Below are 20,230 nucleotides of genomic sequence, written 5' to 3' on the forward strand. Positions count from 1 at the left end.
GTCCTCGCCCAGGTCAACGAAGGCCGCGGCGTGCAGCGCGGCGTCCAGCAGGGCCGGGTGGAGCCCGAATGCCGCGGACGACTCGGTGGACGCGGCGCCGTCGGAGTCGGGCAGCGCCACCTCGGCGTAGACGTCGTCGCCGCTGCGCCAGGCGGCGCGCAGGCCCTGGAAGAGGGGGCCGTATCCGAAGCCGGTGTCGGCCATGCGGGCGTAGAAGCCGTCGAGGTCCAGCGGGGTCGCGTCGGCGGGCGGCCAGACGGTGGCGTCGAATCCGGCGTGGTGCTCACCGGCGACGAGGGTGCCCGCGGCGTGCTGGGTCCAGGGCAGCTCCTCGGGCCCGTCGGGGCGGGAGTGAACGCTGACGGCGCGGCGGCCCGACGCGTCGGGGCTGCCCACCCACACCTGCACCTGGACGCCGCCCTCCTCGGGCAGCACCAGCGGGGCGGCGAGGGTGAGTTCCTCCACGCGGCCGCAGCCGGCCTCGTCCCCGGCGCGTACGGCCAGCTCCAGGAAGGCGGTGCCCGGCAGCAGCACCGTGCCGCGCACGGCGTGGTCGGCGAGCCAGGGGTGGGTACGCCGCGACAGCCGTCCGGTCAGCAGGAGCCCGTCGGAGTTGGCGACCGACACGGCCGCCGTCAGCAACGGGTGGTGTGCCGCGCCCAGACCGGCGGCACGCACGTCACCGCCCGTCGCGGGCAGGCTCTTGGGCCAGTAGCGGCGGCGCTGGAAGGCGTACGTGGGCAGGTCGGCGCGGCGGGCGCCGGTGCCCTGGAAGTAGGGCTCCCACTGGACGGCCACGCCGCGGGTGTGCAGACCCGCCAGCGCGGCGGTGAGCGTCTCGGCCTCGGGGCGGCCGGGGCGCAGCACGGCGAGCGTGGCGGAGACGCCGTCGGCGGCGGTGTCCGTGTCCGCGGCCAGGCAGGACTGGGCCATGGCGGACAGGACGCCGTCGGGGCCCAGTTCGAGGAAGGTGGCGGCGCCGTGGCCGTCGAGCCAGGCGAGGGCGTCGGCGAACCGTACGGCGTGGCGGGCGTGGTCCACCCAGTAGTCGGGGGAGGTCAGCTGCTCCACCGTGGCGAGGGTGCCCGTCAGGCCGGAGACGACCGGGATCACGGGTGCCTGCGGGGTGAGCCGGGAGACGGCCGTGCGGAACTCCGCCAGCATGGGTTCCATGAGCGGGGAGTGGAACGCGTGCGAGACACGCAGCCGCTTGGTCCTGCGGCCCAGCGCGTCGAAGTGCTCGGCGACGGCGGTGACGTCGTCGGCCTCACCGGCGATTACGACGGCGGCGGGCCCGTTGACCGCGGCGATCGAGAGGCGGTCGGGCCGGTCCTCCAGGAGGGGCAGGACCTCTTCCTCGGTGGCTTCGAGGGAGACCATGGCGCCGCCTTCGGGCAGCGCCTGCATGAGGCGGCCGCGGGCGAGCACCAAGGCCGCGGCGTCGGCCAGGGTGAAGACGCCGGCGACGTGCGCCGCGGCGATTTCGCCGATGGAGTGCCCGGCGAGGAAGTCCGGCGTGATGCCGAAGGACTCGGCGAGCCGGTACAGCGCGACCTCGATCGCGAACAGCGCGGGCTGGGCATAGCCGGTCTGGTCCAGCAGGGCGGCCTCGGGCGTGCCCTCGGCGGCGAACAGGACGTCCTTCAGGGGCCGTTCAAGACCCTCGTCGAAGTGGCCGAGGACCTCGTCGAGGGCGGTGGCGAAGACGGGGAAGCGGGCGGCCAGTTCACGCCCCATGCCCGGCCGCTGGGAGCCCTGGCCCGCGAAGAGGAAGGCGAGCTTGGACCGGGTACGGGCGGTGTCCTGCACCAGACCCGGGGCCGGTGTGCCGTCGGCGAGCGCGGTGAGGGCGGCGCGGGCGCCGTCCGGGCCGGCCGCGGTGAACGCGGCGCGGTGCTCCAGGCCGGAGCGGGCCGTGGCCAGGGAGTAGGCCACGTCCAGGGGCGCGAGGCCGGGGCGGGAGGTGAGGTGTTCGAGCAGTCGCGCCGCCTGGGCACGAAGCGCCTCGCGGGTGCGGCCGGAGACGAGCCACGGGACGGCGCCCGCCGCCAGAGGTTCCGCGACCGGCGCGGTGTCTTCCTGGCCCGCCTCGGGCGACGGGGCGGCCGGGGCCTCCTCCAGAATGGTGTGCGCATTGGTGCCGCTGAGCCCGAACGACGAAACACCGGCCCGGCGCGGCTGTTCGCCCTGCGGCCACGGAACGTGCTCGGTGAGCAGGCGTACGGCCCCCTGCGTCCAGTCGACGTGCGAGGACGGCGCGTCCACATGGAGCGTGCGCGGGAGCACGCCGTGCCGCATCGCCAGCACCATCTTGATGACGCCGGCCATACCGGCCGCCGCCTGGGTGTGGCCGAGGTTCGATTTGACGGACCCCAGCAGCAGCGGGCGGTCGTCGTCGCGGCCCTGGCCGTAGGTCGCCAGCAGCGCCTGGGCCTCGACCGGGTCGCCCAGGGTGGTGCCGGTGCCGTGTGCCTCGACGACGTCGACCTCATCGGCCGAGAGCCGCGCGCTGACCAGCGCCTGCTCGATCACCCGTCGCTGCGAGGGGCCGTTGGGTGCGGTCAGCCCGTTGGAGGCGCCGTCCTGGTTGACGGCGGAGCCGCGGATCACGGCCAGGATCTCGTGCCCGTTGCGACGGGCCTCCGAGAGGCGTTCCAGGACCAGGACGCCGACGCCCTCGGACCAGCCGGTGCCGTCGGCGGAGTCGGCGAAGGAGCGGCAGCGCCCGTCGGCGGAGAGCCCGCCCTGGCGGTTGAACTCCACGAAGGTGGTGGGGCTGGACATCACGGTGACGCCGGCGGCAAGCGCCAGGGAGCACTCGCCCTGGCGCAGGGAGTGGGCGGCCAGGTGCAGGGCCACGAGCGAGGACGAGCAGGCGGTGTCGACGGTGACCGCCGGGCCCACGGCGCCGAAGAAGTAGGCGAGTCGGCCCGAGATGACGCTGGTGGTGGTGCCCGTCAGGGCGAAGCCCTGGACGTCGTCGTCCGGGCCCACCCGGTATTCCTGGGGCATCGCCCCGACGAACATGCCCGTCCTGGTGCCCCGGACCGCCGCCGGGTCGATGCCGGCCCGCTCGAAGGCTTCCCAGGAGGACTCCAGCAGCAGTCGCTGCTGCGGGTCCATGGCGAGCGCCTCACGGGGCGAGATCCCGAAGAAGGAGGCGTCGAACTCGGCCGCGTCGTGCAGGAATCCGCCGGAGAATTCCCCCGCGTCCTCGGCCAGGAGCTCCCAGCCGCGGTCGGCGGGGGACTTGGTGATGCCGTCCCCGTCGGCGGCGAGCAGGGACCAGAGCTCCTCGGGACTGCGCACGCCGCCCGGGAAGCGGCAGCTCATGCCCACGATCGCGATCGGCTCGCGGGCCGCCGCCTCCAGCTCGCCCACCCGCTGCCGGGAGCGCCGCAGATCGGCACTTGCCCGCTTTAGGTAGTCGCGGAGCTTCTGTTCCTGGTCCATGTTCGCCACGTTCAACACAACCCATCTCAAGACCGGCGGACAGCAGAGGATTTCGATGTGGGCATCCGGCACTGAGGACGGCCGTTCCACAGCTACTGGGTGATCCGCGTGCCCTGCACGAGGCAGCTCGACTTTCCGCACGCCACTCGCCCAGTTTCGACGGTGTTTGTCATGGAATTCCCTAGATTCCTCACACGGCGAACTCCTCGGCGGCGGTGAGGTGTTCCCGCAGCAGTGCCAGTACGGCCTGGGCCTGGGAGCTGAGGAAGAAGTGACCGCCGGGGTAGACCCGGAGGTCGAACGCCCCCGTGGTGTGCGCGCGCCACCCCTCGGCCTCCTCCAGCGTGGTCTTGGGGTCGTCGTCACCGGTCAACGCGGTGATCGGCGCCTTGATCGCCGCTCCGGGATCGCAGCGGTAGGTCTCCACCGCGGTGTAGTCGCTGCGGATCGCCGGGAGGATCATGCGCAGCAGCTCCTCGTCGCCCAGCAGCGCGGCGTCCGTACCGGAGAGCAGCTTCAGTTCGGCGACGATCCCGTCGTCGTCACGCCGGTGCACGCTCTCCGCGCGGTAGCGCGAGGGTGCGCGCCGGCCGGAAGCGAAGAGGTGCGTCAGCTCGCCTCCGTCGGCCTCCAGCCGCCGGGCCACCTCGAAGGCGACCATCGCGCCCATGCTGTGCCCGAAGAACGCCGTCGGCCGCGACCGGAGCCGGCCTTGCAGGGCCGCGTACACCTGGTCGGCCATGGCCTCGATGCCGCTGGGGCTGGACTCGGTGCGCCGGTCCTGGCGGCCGGGGTACTGCACCGACAGCACCTCCGCCACGGATGACAGCTGTGCCGATACGGGGAAGAAGAAAGAGGCCGAACCGCCCGCGTGCGGAAAGCAGACGAGCTGGCGTCGATGGTGCGGCGCCGGGTGGTAGCTCCGGGCCCAGAGCCCTTCCGCCGTGGTCGTCGTCATGGTGCTGGCTCCTCCTCGCGATGGCGCCGGACCGGTCCGGCGGGATGCGGGCGCCGATCACCGGCCCCGGTATTCACACGCCCATTCGACAAGGAGGAATGCCGGAAAACACCTAGTATCCGCGCCGCGCAGGACGGCGGGCCCGCCGTGCCGGAGCCGTACGGGATACGCCCGGGGCACACATGGCGCGCCGGGGTATCCGTGGTGTCCGGCCCGACTACCAGCTGGCCGCCAGCAGCAGGTCCCCGTACTCCCGCTCGCGGGATGCCTGGCGCAGGTCGGAGTCGACCATCATGCGCATCAGTTCGGGGAAGTCGACGCTGGGCTCCCAGCCCAGCTGGGTGCGGGCGCGCTCGGCGTCCGCGCACAGGATCTCCACCTCGGCCGGGCGCACCAGCGAGGGGTCGATGCTGACGTAGTCCTCCCAGTTCAGGCCCACATGCTCGAAGGCGATGCGGACGGCGTCGCGGACCGAGTGCATCTCGCCGGTCCCGATCACATAGTCGCCCGGCTCGTCCTGTTGCAGCATCAGATGCATGGCACGGACGTAGTCGCCGGCGAAGCCCCAGTCGCGTACGGCGTCGAGGTTTCCCAGGGACAGCTTGTCCTGGTAGCCGAGCTTGATACGGGCCACCGCGAGGGAGATCTTCCGGGTCACGAACTCCGCACCACGGCGCGGGGATTCGTGGTTGAACAGCATCCCGGAGACCGCGTACATACCGAACGACTCACGGTAGTTGCGGGTGATGAAGTGCCCGTAGGTCTTCGCCACGCCGTAGGGGCTGCGCGGGCGGAAGATCGTGGTCTCGCGCTGCGGGGTCTCGGCGACCTTGCCGAACATCTCCGACGAGGACGCCTGGTAGAACCGGATCTGGCCGCCGCCGTCACTCCGGGAGCCGTTCAGCCCGCTGACCATGCGGATCGCCTCCAGCATGCGCAGGACGCCCATGCCGTTGATCTCGGTGACGAGTTCGGGCTGCTGCCAGGACATCGGTACGAAGGAGATCGCACCGAGGTTGTAGATCTCGTCGGGCTGCACCTTGTCGACGGCGGAGCACAGGCTGGACTGGTCCATCAAGTCGCCGTCGACGAAGGACAGTTCGGACACCAGCCGGCTGACCCTCGACTTCCTGGGGTTCGCCTGACCTCGTATCAGACCCCATACCTGGTACCCCTGGGCGAGCAGGTGCTCGGCCAGATAGGAGCCGTCCTGCCCGGTGATTCCGGTGATCAGCGCACGCTTGGACATCTCATTCCTCTTCTCCGCATAGAACAGACCGCCCAAACGCAGAGCCGAGTCGGCTGCTTGACCTCTTGGCCTTTTGGCTGCTTGGTCTCTTGGCGTCGAATGGCGTCGAATGGCGTCGGCCGGCATCGAATACGCCGCGTTCCGGACGCTGGGTCCTCGCACGCTTCCAAGCGGCCGGTCATGATGTCAAGAAATTCCGGGCACACTAGGGAATTCCCGAGTCCCCACCACCAGGTGTTCGTGGCCTGTTTCCCTGGGCGCAGCCGGATCCGGTGCGGCCCCGCGGGGCCCTGCCGCCGGGATCTAGGGGTTTTCCGGTGTGCGGTGCGCTGCACTGTCCGGGTGCTGCTATGTCTTCTGCGAATCCATCTGCGGCCGCACCGGCGCTCCGTCGCCCTGCTGGGGCTTTTGCAACTGGTGCAGATCCTGGCCACTTTGGCCCTGCCGACACTGGGCGCCGCGGTCATCGACAACGGCGTGGTCAGGGCCGACAGCGGCTACATCACCCGGACCGGCCTGGCCATGCTGGCCGTGGCGCTCGTGCAGATCGCGGCGTCCGTGGCCGCGGTGGCGCTGGGCGCCCGTACGGCCATGGCGATGGGCCGCGACCTGCGCTCGGCCGTCTTCCGCCGGGTGCTGGACTTCTCGGCCCGCGAGGTCGGGCGGTTCGGCACTCCGTCGCTGATGACGCGGACCGTCAACGATGTGCAGCAGGTGCAGGTGCTGGCCCTGTCCGCGTTCGGCGTCGTCGTGTCGGCGCCCCTGATGTGTCTGGGCAGCATCGCGCTCGCACTCCAGCAGGACGTCCCGCTCTCCCTGCTCCTGGTGGCGCTGATGGTGGCCGTCGGAATGTCCTTCGGCCTCATTCTCGGCCGCACCGATCCGTTCTACGCCCGTATGCAGAAACAGCTGGACCGCATCAACGGGCTGCTGCGCGAACGCATTACCGGAGTCCGCGTCGTACGGGCTTTTGTGCGCGACGCCCACGAAGGCGCGAGATTCGGCCGCACCAATTCCGAATTGCGTGACATCTCGCTGCGCGTCGGCCGGCTGCTGGCCACGGTCATCCCCCTGGTGCTGCTGGTCCTCAACGCCTTCATGGCAGCCGTGGTGTGGTTCGGCGCCCACCGCATCGACGCCGGGGCGATGCGGTTCGGTGCGCTCAGCGCGTTTCTGAGCTACCTGACGCTGATCACGATGTCGGTGGTGATGGTGACCTTCGTGTGCCTGGCGATGCCGCGGGCGAGGGTTTCGGCCGAGCGGATCCAGCAGGTGCTGGCGACCGAGCCGAGCGTGGCGGCGCCGAGTGAGCCCGTACGCGCGCTGCCCGCAGCCGGCCAACTGTCCTTGTACGGAGCCGGGTTCCGCTATCCGGGAGCGAAGGAGCCGGTGCTGCACGGCATCGATCTGAGCGTCCGGCCCGGCGAGACGGTGGCGATCCTCGGCAGCACCGGCAGCGGCAAGACCACCCTGCTCAACCTCGTGCTGCGGCACTTCGACGCCACCGACGGCGCCGTCCACGTGGGCGGCGTCGATGTCCGCACCCTGGACGCGGCGGTGCTGCGCCGCACCGTCGGCTTCGTACCGCAGCGGCCGTACCTCTTCTCCGGCACCGTCGCGAGCAATCTGCGCTTCGGCGACCCGGACGCCACCGACGACGAACTCTGGCACGCGCTGGAGATCGCCCAGGCGCGCGATTTCGTGCGGCTCCTGCCCGGCGGGCTGAACGCACCCCTCACCCAGGGCGGCACCAATGTGTCGGGCGGGCAACGGCAGCGCCTGGCGATCGCCCGCACCCTGCTGCGCAGGCCGGACATCTATCTCTTCGACGACTGCTTCTCCGCGCTGGACCACGCCACGGACGCCGCGCTGCGGGCCGCCCTGGAGCCGGAGATCTCCCGGGCGACGGTGGTCACCGTCGCCCAGCGCGTCAGCACCGTCCGCCGCGCGGGGCGCATCGTCGTCCTGGACGCGGGGCGGGTGGCCGCCACCGGAACGCACGAGGAGCTGCTGCGCACCAGTACGACGTACCGGGAGATCGCCCGGTCCCAGCTCACCGCGATCACCGGTGACCACGACGGCACCGGCACGGACGCCGCAGCCGCCACGACCCTTCAGGAGGCTGTCCATGGTCTCGACGGACAGCTCTAGCCACGAGTGGCGCGGCCCGGCCCGCCGCACGCTGGAACTGCTGCGCCCGCACCGTGCCCCGGTGACCGTGGCGGTCGCCCTCGGCATCGGCGGCGTCGTCCTCAACGCGTCGGGTCCGATGCTCCTCGGCAGGGCCACGGACCTCATCTTCGACGGCATCCGGCACACCCACGGATCCAGAGGCATCGACTTCGACGCGATCGCCCGTGTGCTGCTGACGGCGCTCGCGCTCTTCGCCGCCGCCTCCCTCCTCACCCTCCTCCAGGGGCGGCTGGTCACGGCCGTCGTCCAGCGTGTGGTCTTCGCACTGCGCCGTTCCGTGGAGGCCAAGCTCGCCCGCCTGCCGCTGCGGTACTTCGACCGCCACCCGGCGGGGGAGGTGCTCAGCCGGGTGACCAATGACGTCGACAACCTCCAGCAGACCCTCCAGCAGACCCTCAGCCAGCTGATCACGGCGGCGTTCTCCGTGCTGACCATGGTGGTGCTGATGTTCGCCCTCTCGCCGCCGCTGGCCCTGATCATGCTGGCCTGCGTACCGGTGTCGGCCGTGATCGCGGCCCGGATCAGCCGGCGCGCACAGCCGCGGTTCACCCAGCAGTGGTCCGCGACCGGAGCGCTCAGCGCCCATGTCGAGGAGGTCTACACCGGACATGCGCTGGTCAAGGGCTTCGGGCGGCGCGAGCAGGCCGAGCGGGTCTTCGACGAGCACAACGACGCCCTGTACCGCGCCGGTGCGAGGGCCCAGTGCGTCTCCGGCGCCATCGAACCGTCGATGATGTTCGTCTCCAACCTCGGCTATGTCGTCGTGGCGGTCGTCGGCGCGCTGCGCGTGGTCTCCGGGGCCCTGACCATCGGCGACGTCCAGGCGTTCATCCTCTACTCCCGGCAGTTCAGTCAGCCGATCGTCGAGGTCGCCGGCATCGCCGCCCGCCTCCAGTCCGCCCTCGCCTCCGCGAAGCGGGTCCACGACCTCCTGGACGCCGACGAACAAGGCCCCGACCCCGAGCGGCCCGCACGCCTCCCACAGGCCCGTGGACACGTCCGGTTCGACAAGGTCGGTTTCCGCTACTCCCCCGACCTCCCCCTCATCGAGGACCTCTGCCTCACCGTCGAACCCGGACAGACCGTGGCGGTCGTCGGTCCGACCGGCGCGGGCAAGACCACGCTGGGCAACCTCCTCATGCGGTTCTACGAAACCGACGCGGGGCGCATCCTCCTGGACGGCACCGACATCACCACCCTGACCCGCGAGGACCTGCGCTCCCATATCGGCCTGGTGCTCCAGGACGCCTGGCTGTTCTCCGGCACCATCGCCGAGAACATCGCCTACGGGCGCCCCGACGCGACGCGCGAGGAGATCGTGGCCGCCGCCCGCGCCACCTGCGCCGACCGCTTCATCCGCACCCTGCCGGACGGCTACGACACCGTCCTGGACGAGGAGTCGGCCAACGTCAGCGCGGGCGAGAAGCAGCTCATCACCATTGCCCGGGCCTTCCTGGCCCGGCCCTCGATCCTGCTCCTGGACGAGGCGACCAGCTCCGTCGACACCCGCACGGAAGTCCTCATCCAACGCGCGATGCACTCGCTGCGCGCGGGCCGCACCAGCTTCGTCATAGCCCACCGGCTGTCCACCATCCGCGATGCGGACCTCATCCTCGTCATGGAAGACGGCCGCATCGTCGAGCGCGGCACCCACGACCAGCTCCTGGCCGCCGAGGGGGCCTACGCCCGGCTGCATGCGACCGCGGGGCCCGATGCGACGGCGGGGCCCGATGCGACGGCGGGGCCCGATGCGACGGCGGGGCCCGATGCGACGGCGGCGCCGCGTACCTCTGGCATTTCCCCCAGTCTTTCCTGACCAGGATTACCGGCATGTTCGAGAACCAGCATCTGTCACGGCGCCGTCTGCTCGGACTGGCCGCCCTCGGCGGCGCCGCAGCCGCCGGAATGACCACGATCACCTCCGCCCCTCATGCCGCGGCCGCCGACCGGCGCAGTCCGCAGGCCCGCAGCGGCTCGTTCGTACCGGCCGTGGTGATCGGTACGGGATACGGCGCCGCGGTCTCCGCGCTGCGGCTCGGCGAGGCCGGAATTCCCACGCTCATGCTCGAAATGGGCCAGCTGTGGAACAAGCCCGCCGACGACGGCAACGTCTTCTGCGGAATGCTCTCGCCCGACCGCCGCTCCAGCTGGTTCAAGTCCCGCACCGAGGCCCCGCTCGGCTCGTTCCTGTGGCTGGATGTGATCAACCGCGACATCGACCCGTACGCGGGAGTGCTGGACAAGGTGCACTTCGACCAGATGTCGGTGTACGTGGGGCGGGGTGTCGGCGGCGGCTCGCTGGTCAACGGCGGGATGGCCGTCGTACCGAAGCGCTCGTACTTCGAGGAGGTCCTCCCGCGGGTGGACGCCGCCGAGATGTACGACCGGTACTTCCCGCGCGCCAACTCCATGCTCAAGGTGAACCACATCGACAAGGGGTGGTTCGAGGAGACGGAGTGGTACAAGTTCGCGCGGGTCTCGCGCGAGCAGGCGGGCAAGGCGGGCCTGGGCACCACCTTCGTCCCCAACGTCTACGACTTCGACTACATGCGGCGCGAGGCGAACGGTGAGTCGCCCAAGTCCGCGCTGGCGACCGAGGTCATCTACGGCAACAACCACGGCAAACAGAGCCTGGACAAGACCTACCTGGCCGCCGCGCTCGGCACCGGCAAGGTCACCATCGAGACCCTGCACCAGGTCAGGGCGATCCACCAGCAGCCGGACGGCAGCTACGTGCTGTCCGTGGACCAGATCGACACGGCCGGCCAGACCGTCGCCCACAAGGAGATCTCCTGCCGTCACCTGTTCCTCGGCGCCGGCAGCCTCGGCTCCACCGAACTGCTGGTGCGCGCCCGGGACACCGGCGCGCTGCCCGACCTCAACGCCGAGGTCGGCGCGGGCTGGGGCCCCAACGGCAACATCATGACCGGCCGGGCCAACCACGTCTGGAACCCCACCGGGGCCCACCAGTCCTCGATCCCCGCTCTGGGCATCGACGACTGGAACAACCCCACCGCCCCGGTCTTCGCCGAAATCGCCCCGATGCCCGCCGGGTTGGAGACCTGGGTCAGCCTCTATCTGGCGATCACCAAGAACCCCGAGCGCGGCACCTTCGTCTACGACAAGGCCACCGACCGGGCCGCGCTGCGCTGGACGCGGGACCAGAACACGCCCGCGGTCAACGCCGCCAGGTCGCTCTTCGACCGCATCAACAAGGCCAACGGCACGATGTACCGCTACGACCTGTTCGGGCCGCAGCTGAAGAACTTCTCCGACGACTTCTGCTACCACCCGCTCGGCGGCTGCGTCCTGGGCAAGGCCACCGACGGGTACGGCCGGGTCGCCGGCTACCACAACCTCTACGTCACGGACGGCGCGCTCATCCCGGGGTCCATCGGGGTCAACCCCTTCGTGACCATCACGGCGCTGGCCGAGCGGAACATCGAGCGGATCATCGCGGAGGACGTCAAGGCCGCCTAGCGGTGCCGCCACCCGCCTGTCGTCATCAGGCCGCACGAGCACACACGTCCGTACGCGGACCACGAGGAAGACAAGGAAGAGGCAGCGGATGTCGTTCAAGTACCCCGTGTCCAGGCCCACTCTGGACGGCCGGGAGCTGGAGTATGTGACCGGTGCCGTCGGGGACGGCTGGATCTCGTCCCAGGGCCCGATGGTCGCGCGGTTCGAGCGTGCCTTCGCGGACTACAACGGCGTCGCGCACGGCGTGTCCTGTTCGTCCGGGACGGCGGCGCTCACGCTGGCGCTGCGGGCGCTGGGTATCGGCCCGGGGGACGAGGTGATCGTTCCGGAGTTCACGATGGTCGCCTCGGCATGGGCGGTCACCTACACCGGTGCGACGCCCGTGTTCGTGGACTGCGGAGACGACCTCAATATCGATGTCACGCGTATCGAGGAGAAGATCACGGCGCGGACGAAGGCCGTGATGCCCGTCCACATCTATGGGCGGCGGTGCGATATGGACGCCGTGATGGATATCGCGCACCAGTACAACCTGCGGGTCGTGGAGGACAGTGCCGAGGCCCACGGTGTCCGCCCGGTCGGGGACATCGCGTGCTACTCGCTGTTCGCCAACAAAATCATCACGGCGGGCGAGGGCGGCATCTGCCTCACCGACGACCCCAGGCTGGCCGGGCAGCTGGCGCATCTGCGCGCCATGGCGTTCACCAAGGACCACAGTTTCCTGCACAAGAAGGTCGCCTACAACTTCCGGATGACGGCGATGCAGGCCGCCGTCGCGCTCGCCCAGGTCGAGCGGCTGGACGACATCCTCGCCACGCGGCGGGAGATCGAGCGGCGCTATGACGAGGGGCTCGCCGGAGTTCCCGGTATCACGCTGATGCCGCCGCGGGACGTGCTGTGGATGTACGACCTGCGGGCCGAACGCCGCGAGGAGCTACGGGAGTTCCTGGCCGGTGAGTCGATCGAGACCCGGCTGTTCTTCAAGCCGATGAGCCGGCAGCCCATGTACTTCCACCCCGACTGGCCCTCGCTCAAGGCGCATACGTTCGCCGAGGACGGGCTGTATCTGCCCACCCACACCGGACTGTCCGCCACCGACCAGGACTTCGTGATCGACCGGGTCCGCGCGTTCTACGGCGCGAGCTGACGGCCCGTTGGAAAGGGGACACCCACCCATGACGTACACAGACCCGGCCGCGCCCGAGACGGATCCGCCGGCCGTCGACTTTCCGCAGCGCAAGCCCGGCGTGCCGTTCCCGCCGCCCGACTACGCCGACTACCGCGACCGGAAGGGGCTCGTCCTCTCGCAGCTGTCCGACGGCAAACGGGTATGGCTGGTCACCCGGCACGAGGACGTACGCGCCGTACTGACCAGCCCGAGCATCAGCTCGAACCCCGAGCACAAGGGATTTCCCAACGTCGGGAACCTGGGTGTGCCCAAGCAGGACCAGATCCCGGGCTGGTTCGTGGGCATGGACTCCCCCGAGCACGACCGGTTCCGCAAGGCCCTCATCCCGGAGTTCACCGTCCGGCGGGTACGCGCGATGAAGCCCGCGATCGAACGCACGGTGGACGCCCAACTGGACGCCATGCTGGCCGCGGGCAACACCGCCGACCTCGTCGCCGACTTCGCCCTGCCCATCCCCTCCCTGGTGATCTCCGCACTGCTCGGCGTGCCGCCCGCCGACCGCGAGTTCTTCGAGTCCAGGACCCGCGTCCTGGTCTCCCTCCGCTCCTCCACCGACGACGACCGGATGGCCGCCGCCAAGGACCTCCTGCGGTACATCAACCGGCTCGTGGAGATCAAACAGAAGTGGGGCGGCGACGACCTCATCACCCGGCTGCTGGCCACCGGTGCCATCGCCCCCCACGAAATGTCCGGCGTGCTGATGCTCCTGCTCATCGCCGGCCACGAGACCACGGCCAACAACATCGCCCTCGGCGTGGTCACCCTGCTGGCGAACCCCCAATGGATCGGCGACGACCGGGCCGTGGAGGAGACCCTGCGCTTCCACTCCGTCGCCGACCTGGTGTCCCTGCGCGTCGCGGTCCAGGACGTGGAAATCGCCGGGCAGCTCATCAAGGCGGGCGAGGGAATCGTGCCGCTGGTCGCCGCCGCCAATCATGACGAGAACGCCTTCGAATGCCCCCACGCCTTCGACCCGTCCCGGTCCGCCCGCCACCATGTGGCCTTCGGCTACGGCGTACACCAATGCCTGGGACAGAACCTGGTGCGGATCGAGATGGAAGTCGCGTACCGGAAACTCTTCGAGCGCATCCCGAACCTCGAACTCGCCGTGCCCACCGACGGGTTGGACATCAAGTACGACGGCGTGCTCTACGGCCTGAACGAGCTGCCCGTCCGCTGGTAGCCGCGCCCGGCACCGCCGGGCGGCCCCCCATCCACCGCAGGAGACACCTCGCCATGCGTATCACCGTTGACCCCGACCGCTGCGTGGGAGCAGGCCAGTGCGCGCTCAACGCGCCCGCGCTCTTCGACCAGGACGACGACGGACTCGTCACCCTCCTCACCGAGCCCGGCGCCGACCAGTACGACAAGGCCCGGCTGGCCGGCGCCCTGTGCCCGTCCGGGGCGATCACCGTGCACGAGGGCTGAGACCCGCCCCGGGCAGGAGCTGGTGTCCGAACCCCGGCCTGTCCCCACAACTGACGAGAGTGCTTGACATCCGGGAGTGATGGTGCCCGTCCACACAGATGACTACGCGATCCAGCCGCCCGCCGACACCGCGCATGGAGGGGGTGGCTTCACACTGCCTGCTGTGTTCGAGGCCGCCGTGGAATCCGCCCCCGACGCAGTGGCCCTCGTCGACGGGCACCGTTCCTGGACCTGGGCGCAGTGGCGCGCAGACGTCGATGCGCTGGCCCGCGGGTTGCAGGAGTCGGGTATCGCACCCGGTGACGTGGTGGCGGTGCGGCTGCCGAACTGCGGGAGGTTTCCCACCCTGCACCTGGCCGTCGCGGCCGTCGGAGCGGTACTGCTGCCCATCCACCAGGGCACCCCGCTCCCGGAGGTCGACGCGCTGCTGACCCGGGCGGAACCCGCCCTTCTCGTCCTGTCGGCCGCCGGGAGCGACGGCCTGGCGACGGCCCGTTCGCTTCTGGAGAGCGTGCCGTCGCTGCGCGGCGTGCTGCTGGCCGGGGCGTCGGAGACGGGGAGTCGGGATCCGTCGGAGGTGGGGAGTCAGGATCCGGGCGTCGGGTCGCTGGACGGGCTGCTGGCGGCCTGGGCGGGCAGCGGGCCCCGGCCGGTGGACGTCACCCCCGATATGCCGCTCGTTCTCGTCCCCTCGTCCGGGACGGTCTCGGCACGGCCCAAACTGTGTGTGCACAGCCACGACGGTCTGCTGTCGAACACCGCAGCCGTCACCGCCGAGGCCGCCGACGCCTTCGACGGTCCGGTCCTCACGGCCTGCCCGATGACCCATCTGTTCGGCCTCCAGTCCCTGCACGCGGCGCTGTTCGCCGCCTGCACGCAGGTCCTGCTCACCGGCTGGGACGTGGACCGCTTCCTGGAACAGGCTCGGGAGCACGGCCCCCGTGTCGTGTTCGCCGTGCCCGCCCAACTGCGGGACGTCGTGACACGACTGGCCAGGACCGGCGAACCGGCGGGCTTCACGCCGTACCAGGTGCGTACCGCGGGGGCCGCCGTCGCGCCCGCGCTCGCCGTACGGGTACGCGCCGTCCTCGACTGCGAACTGGTCGTGGTGTGGGGGATGTCCGAGATCGGCACCGGCACCCGCACCCGGGCCCACCACCCCGACGGCTGTGTGGGAGAGCCGGTCAGCGGGGTGGACGTGCGCGTCGTCGACGAGCACGGCCAAGAGTGCGCGGCGGACGAGAGGGGTGAACTCCAGTACCGGGGGCCAGGGTTGTTCCGCGGCTATTTCCGCGAACCGGAGCTGACGCGCTCGGCCCTCACCGACGACGGCTGGCTGCGGACCGGCGATCTCGCGACCGTCGACGCGGACGGCGTGGTGGTGCTGCACGGCCGGGCGGCCGAGCTGATCAATACGGGGGGCCGGAAGTTCAGCGCCGGCGAGGTCGAGGGACTGCTCTCCGGCTTTACGGACCTGGGCCCGCTGGCCGTCGTCGGCGCACCGGACGACCGGCTCGGGGAGTACCCGTGCCTGGTCGTGACCGACCACGCGGACGGCACCATCGGCCTGAGCGAGGTGACCGCGTTCCTGCGCCGGCTGGGGCTCGCCGACCACAAGATCCCCCTCGAACTGGTCACCGTGCGCGAGCTTCCCTTCTCCCCTGCCGGGAAGCTCGACCGCGGGGCGCTCAAGCGGCTGCTCGCCAACCTTGCGGAGGTGTCCGTTCCGGCCCGTCTCGGCGCGGTCCCGCCCTACACGGCCGAGGAGGCGCTGGACCTCGTACGCGACTGCGTCGGCCGGGTGCTCCGTTACGGCGGCGCGGCCGTCCCCTTCCCCCCGGACAAGGACTTCTTCTCCCCGGACAAGGACTTCCGCCAGCTCGGCCTGGACTCCATCGGCGCGGTGCGGCTGCGGAATCTGCTGCGGGAGGAGACCGGGCTGCCGCTCCCGGCCACCCTGGCCTTCGACTCCCCCACTCCGCGAGCCGTCGCGCGCGTCCTGGCCGAGCAGGAGGAGCCGTCCCAGGACGAGCCGAGGGAGAACCCGGCGGACGGTGCCGACCCGGTGGCGATCGTGGGCATGGCCTGCCGGCTGCCGGGCGGAGCCGACTCCCCCGACGCCCTGTGGGAGCTGCTCGCCGACGGGACCGACGCGATGTCCCCCTTCCCCACGGACCGCGGCTGGGACCTGGACCGGCTGTTCGACGAGGATGCCGACCGCCCGGGTACCTCGTACGCCCGCGAAGGCGGCTTCCTGCACGACGCGGGCGACTTCGACGCGGGCTTCTTCGGCCTGTCGGACCAGGAGGCGACGGCGACCGATCCGCAGCAGCGGCTGCTTCTGGAGGCGGCCTGGGAGACCTTCGAGCGGGCGGGCATCGACCCGCAGTCCCTGAGGGGAAGCCGTACGGGCGTGTTCACGGGCGCGATGGACCGCGGCTATGGAACCAGCGCGTCCGCCGCGCCCAGCGCATGGGAGAGCATGCTCATCACCGGGACCGCCGGCAGCGCGGTCTCGGGGCGCATCGCCTACACCTACGGGCTCGAAGGCCCCGCGCTGACGGTCGACACCGCCTCCTCGTCCTCCCTCGTCGCCCTGCATCTGGCCTGCCGGTCGCTGCGCTCGGGCGAGACCGACCTGGCGCTGGCCGGCGGCGTCACCGTCATGGCGACCCCGGCGCCCTTCGCACACTTCTCCCGGCTGCGCGCGCTGTCCCCCGACTCCCGCTCCATGGCGTACGCGGACGCCGCGAACGGCTCGGCGTGGTCGGAGGGCGCGGGGCTGCTTCTGCTGGAGCGGCTGAGCGACGCCCGGCGCAACGGACACCGTGTCCTGGCGCTCGTACGGGGCTCCGCCGTGAATCAGGACGGCGCCTCCAACGGGCTCACCGCGCCGAGCGGACCCGCACAGCAGCGCGTCATCCGCCAGGCCCTGGCCGACGCCGGGCTGACGCCGCAGGACGTGGACGCCGTGGAGGGGCACGGCACCGGCACGCCGCTCGGCGACCCCATCGAGGCGCAGGCGCTGCTGGCCACGTACGGCCAACAGCGGCCTGTGGAACGGCCGTTGTGGCTGGGGTCGGTGAAGTCGAACTTCGGGCACACACAAGCCGCCGCCGGGGTCGTCGGCGTCATCAAGACGGTGCTCGCGCTGCGCCACGGCGTCCTGCCGCAGACGCTGCACGTGGACGCTCCCTCGGCCAAGGTGGACTGGTCCGCCGGTTCGGTACGGCTGCTGACCGAGGCGCGGCCCTGGCCACGGGAGAGCGGACGTACGCGCCGGGCGGGGGTGTCCTCGTTCGGGCTCACCGGCACCAACGCGCACGTGATCCTGGAGGAGGCGCCGGGAGAGGCGGCGGCAGGGGCGCGGGCCGAGGTTCCCGAGGAGGCGCGGTGCGCCTCCTCACCGGCTCGACTCCCGGAGCCGTCCGGCGACGCGGCCGCGCCCTGGGTGCTGTCCGCCCGGAGCCGGGCGGCGCTGCGCGCGCAGGCGCTCCGCCTGGCCGACCAGGTGGCCGCCGACCCCGGTCTACGGGCCCAGGATGTCGCCCATGCCCTGGCCACCTCCCGTACCCTGCACCGGCACCGGGCCGTCGTCAGCGGCTCCGACCGGGCACAAATGCTCGCCGCGGCAAAGCGGTTCGGGCTCGGTGAGCGGACCGCGGGCGTCACCCCGGACGATTCCGCGCCGGGCCTGCTGGCCTTCGTCTTCTCCGGGCAGGGCAGCCAGCGCAGCGGCATGGGGCGCGCGGCGGCCGAGGCGTTCCCGGTCTTCGGACGGGCGCTGGGCGAGGTGTGCGCCGCGCTGGACCCGCTGCTGACACGCCCACTGACCTCGGTGATGTGGGCGGCTCCCGGCTCCGAGGAGGCGGCCCGTCTCGACGACACCACCTACACGCAGCCCGCCCTGTTCGCCGTCCAGGTCGCCCTGTACCGGCTGTTCGAGTCCTGGGGCGTGGTGCCGGACCAGCTGGTGGGGCATTCGGTCGGCGAGATCTCCGCCGCCCATGTGGCAGGCGTGCTCGGCCTCCGGGACGCGTGCACCCTGGTGGCGGCCCGTAGCAGGCTGATGGGCGCGCTGCCGCCCGGCGGTGCGATGGTGGCGGTACGCATCACGGAACCCGAAGTGACCCCATGGCTCGCGGAGTTGACGGACGAGGTGTCGATCGCGGCCGTCAACGGTCCGCACTCCCTCGTGCTCGCGGGCGCCGAGGCCCCGCTCGTCGCCCTCACGGACCGGCTCGCCGCCGCCGGACACAAGACCCGGCGCCTCATGGTGAGCACCGCGCCCCACTCGCCGCTGATGGACCCCATGCTGGAGGAGTTCCGCGCGGTCGTCCGCACGCTGTCCTACGCCGCGCCCGCCGTTCCCCTCGTCTCCACCGTCACCGGCCGCCCGCTGACCGGCGAGGAGGCGCGCGACCCGGACCACTGGGTGCGGCATGTGCGGCAGTCCGTCCGCTTCAAGGACGCGATCGGCCGGCTCCGGGACGAACGCGTCACCGGGTTCCTGGAGCTGGGTGCCGAACCGGCACTCACACCGATGATCGACGAGTGCCTGGAGTCCGCCGACGGGCAGCCCGGGACCGCCCTGGTGCCGAGTCTGCGCGCCGGAGTGCCGGAGCGGGATGCCCTGCTCACCGCGGTCGCCCGGGTGCACGCCCAGGGCGTTCCCGTCGACTGGGACGCGGTGCTCCCCGGGGCCCGGCCCGTTGCCCTGCCGACGTATGCGTTCCAGCGGCGGCGGTTCTGGCTGGCGTCGGCTCCGGCGGGCTCGGCGGGGCCGACCGCCGACGGGGGCTTCGCGGGCGTCGCGGATACCGCGGACGGGACGGCGGCCGGTGAAGAGCCGCCGGGGCTGGAGGCCCGGCTGTCCGGTCTCGACGAGGCCGAACAGCACGCGCTCGTACTGGCCCTGGTCCTCGCCGAGACCTCGGCCGTGCTCGGCGGCCAGGAGACGCCTGGCGAGGAGCCGCACGGCGAGGAGGGCCACCGCACGTTCAAGGAGATGGGCATCAACTCGTTGAACGCCGTCGAACTGCGCAACCGCCTTATCGCAGCCACGGACCTGCGGCTTCCCGCCACGCTCGTCTACGACTACCCCACGCCGAAGGCCGTCGTCCGACTCGTACGCGAACGACTCGCGCGACCGGCCTCCCCCGCACGCGATGTGGCCTCCGTCGTGGCCGAGTTGGAGTCCCTGCTGACGGCCGGTGCGGAGGTCTCGGAGGAGACCGCGGCGCGGTTGAAAGCGGTGACGGCGGTGTCGACGGGGACGACGGGGTCGGGCAGCGGTACGGGCGCCGGCTCCGGCGGGGCTCTGGACCTGGTATCGGCCAGTGACGAGGAACTGTTCCGGCTGATGGACGCGGAGAGCTGACGGGCGCGGCCGGGCCCCGGCCCGGCGCGACCCACTTCGCGAACTCTAGGTAATTCCACACCATTTCGGGCCTTAAGGTCCCGATATGAACTGCCATTCCACGGCGGCGGTGCTGACCGCTCGCCACATCGCCGTATCGTTCGTGGCCGCCGTATCGGCAGTGGGGGTCACCGTGCCCCACGCCTCGGCCGCAGCCCTCGGCGCGCCCACCGAAGCGGGCCGCTACCCACCGCCGGCACCACGTGCCGTGCGCAGAATTCCGTTCACCGACGCCACGGTGACCCAGCACAAGAACGGCTCGTTCACCGTGTCCTGGAAGGCGCCCGGCGTCGGTTCGGTGCGGGTCTACGCCGGCAACAGGGCCGTGGCGCACGGCGGGGCCGAGGCTTCCGTCACCGTGCGCGGACTGCCCGCCGCCGACCGCCAGTGGTTCCGCTTCGTCCCCGACCAGGGCGCGCCGCTCACCCTCGCCGACCGCTCGCTGCACCTGGAGGGCGCCGCCCACCTCCGCGACGTGGGCGGCTGTCGCACCGCCGACGGCCGGTGGGTGAAAATGGGCGTCCTGTACCGCACCAACAATCTGCACGCGCTCACCGACGCCGACCTGGCCAAGCTCCAGCGCCTCGGCATCCGTACGGACTTCGACCTGCGCATGCCGGGCGAGCGCGCCAAAGCCCCGAACCGCGTGCCCACGGGCGCGCGCTATATCGTCGCCGATGCCTTTGACGCACATCTGCGGGACGGGCTGAGTCTGAGCGAGCGGGACCTGGAGCGGCTGCGCGAGGCGCTGCTCACCGGCTGACCGTCCTGTCGGTCGGCGGCCCGAAGGCCCTGACCGTCGGCACGAACGACGCCCCCCTTCCGGCACGTGGCCGGAAGGGGGGCGCTGAGTCTCTGCCG

Annotated in this window: 11 protein-coding genes (1 of these 11 running past the window's edge); 8 read left to right on the forward strand and 3 right to left on the reverse strand. The window is 71.4% G+C overall.

The features are described 5' to 3' along the window. The 3 genes from SNA_RS21330 to SNA_RS21340 form a co-directional block, all read right to left on the reverse strand. A protein-coding gene (locus tag SNA_RS21330) for a type I polyketide synthase (RefSeq protein WP_044366220.1) crosses the window boundary here: on the reverse strand, positions 1-3,453 show its start. 25,071 nt of this gene lie to the left of the window's left edge; the window shows 3,453 of its 28,524 coding nt (coding positions 1-3,453); the start codon lies at positions 3,451-3,453; its stop codon lies beyond the left edge, outside the window. 190 nt (positions 3,454-3,643) lie between these two features. Further along, positions 3,644-4,411 carry a thioesterase II family protein gene (locus SNA_RS21335; protein WP_030068749.1) on the reverse strand — a complete coding sequence of 256 codons (768 nt, stop codon included), beginning with the start codon at positions 4,409-4,411 and terminating at the stop codon, positions 3,644-3,646. A 217-nt stretch (positions 4,412-4,628) separates the two neighbouring features. After that, entirely contained in the window at positions 4,629-5,660 is a 1,032-nt protein-coding gene (locus SNA_RS21340) for a GDP-mannose 4,6-dehydratase (RefSeq protein WP_030068750.1), read from the reverse strand. A 342-nt stretch (positions 5,661-6,002) separates the two neighbouring features. Between SNA_RS21340 and SNA_RS21345 the strand changes: the two genes are divergently transcribed. The 8 genes from SNA_RS21345 to SNA_RS21380 all read left to right on the forward strand — a co-directional run bounded on the left by SNA_RS21345 (position 6,003) and on the right by SNA_RS21380 (position 20,132). Beyond that, complete coding sequence (locus SNA_RS21345; protein ID WP_037792216.1) at positions 6,003-7,811, forward strand: ABC transporter ATP-binding protein; 1,809 nt, start codon at positions 6,003-6,005, stop codon at positions 7,809-7,811. Continuing rightward, positions 7,789-9,669, forward strand: a complete 1,881-nt coding sequence (locus SNA_RS21350; protein WP_063894095.1) for an ABC transporter ATP-binding protein — start codon at positions 7,789-7,791, stop codon at positions 9,667-9,669. The genes SNA_RS21345 and SNA_RS21350 overlap by 23 nt, the downstream gene beginning before the upstream one ends. A 14-nt stretch (positions 9,670-9,683) precedes the next feature. Next, complete coding sequence (locus SNA_RS21355) at positions 9,684-11,333, forward strand: GMC oxidoreductase (protein ID WP_044366224.1); 1,650 nt, start codon at positions 9,684-9,686, stop codon at positions 11,331-11,333. Between the two features lie 88 nt (positions 11,334-11,421). Continuing rightward, positions 11,422-12,480 (forward strand): DegT/DnrJ/EryC1/StrS family aminotransferase, encoded by a 1,059-nt coding sequence (locus SNA_RS21360; RefSeq protein ID WP_030068753.1) that lies wholly within the window; start codon positions 11,422-11,424, stop codon positions 12,478-12,480. A 28-nt stretch (positions 12,481-12,508) separates the two neighbouring features. Continuing rightward, positions 12,509-13,705 (forward strand): cytochrome P450, encoded by a 1,197-nt coding sequence (locus tag SNA_RS21365; RefSeq protein ID WP_030068754.1) that lies wholly within the window; start codon positions 12,509-12,511, stop codon positions 13,703-13,705. Positions 13,706-13,758: 53 nt separating this feature from the next. After that, positions 13,759-13,950 carry a ferredoxin gene (locus SNA_RS21370; RefSeq protein ID WP_030068755.1) on the forward strand — a complete coding sequence of 64 codons (192 nt, stop codon included), beginning with the start codon at positions 13,759-13,761 and terminating at the stop codon, positions 13,948-13,950. 79 nt (positions 13,951-14,029) lie between these two features. Then, positions 14,030-19,330, forward strand: coding sequence for a type I polyketide synthase (locus SNA_RS21375; RefSeq protein ID WP_044366227.1), 5,301 nt, complete (start codon positions 14,030-14,032; stop codon positions 19,328-19,330). Positions 19,331-19,415: 85 nt separating this feature from the next. Further along, positions 19,416-20,132: a tyrosine-protein phosphatase gene (locus tag SNA_RS21380; RefSeq protein WP_078970073.1), complete on the forward strand. Its 717-nt coding sequence runs from the start codon at positions 19,416-19,418 to the stop codon at positions 20,130-20,132. Positions 20,133-20,230: the final 98 nt, after the last annotated feature.

Origin of the sequence: Streptomyces natalensis ATCC 27448 (genome assembly GCF_000935125.1) — a bacterium.
Taxonomy (GTDB): Bacteria; Actinomycetota; Actinomycetes; order Streptomycetales; family Streptomycetaceae; genus Streptomyces; species Streptomyces natalensis.

Coding starts and splice junctions, on each gene's coding strand:
- SNA_RS21365 (WP_030068754.1), top strand. CDS start 12,509: ATGACGTACACAGACCCGGCCGCGCCCGAGACGGATCCGCCGGCCGTC.
- SNA_RS21340 (WP_030068750.1), bottom strand. CDS start 5,660: ATGTCCAAGCGTGCGCTGATCACCGGAATCACCGGGCAGGACGGCTCC.
- SNA_RS21360 (WP_030068753.1), top strand. CDS start 11,422: ATGTCGTTCAAGTACCCCGTGTCCAGGCCCACTCTGGACGGCCGGGAG.
- SNA_RS21335 (WP_030068749.1), bottom strand. CDS start 4,411: ATGACGACGACCACGGCGGAAGGGCTCTGGGCCCGGAGCTACCACCCG.
- SNA_RS21370 (WP_030068755.1), top strand. CDS start 13,759: ATGCGTATCACCGTTGACCCCGACCGCTGCGTGGGAGCAGGCCAGTGC.
- SNA_RS21350 (WP_063894095.1), top strand. CDS start 7,789: ATGGTCTCGACGGACAGCTCTAGCCACGAGTGGCGCGGCCCGGCCCGC.
- SNA_RS21375 (WP_044366227.1), top strand. CDS start 14,030: ATGGTGCCCGTCCACACAGATGACTACGCGATCCAGCCGCCCGCCGAC.
- SNA_RS21355 (WP_044366224.1), top strand. CDS start 9,684: ATGTTCGAGAACCAGCATCTGTCACGGCGCCGTCTGCTCGGACTGGCC.
- SNA_RS21380 (WP_078970073.1), top strand. CDS start 19,416: ATGAACTGCCATTCCACGGCGGCGGTGCTGACCGCTCGCCACATCGCC.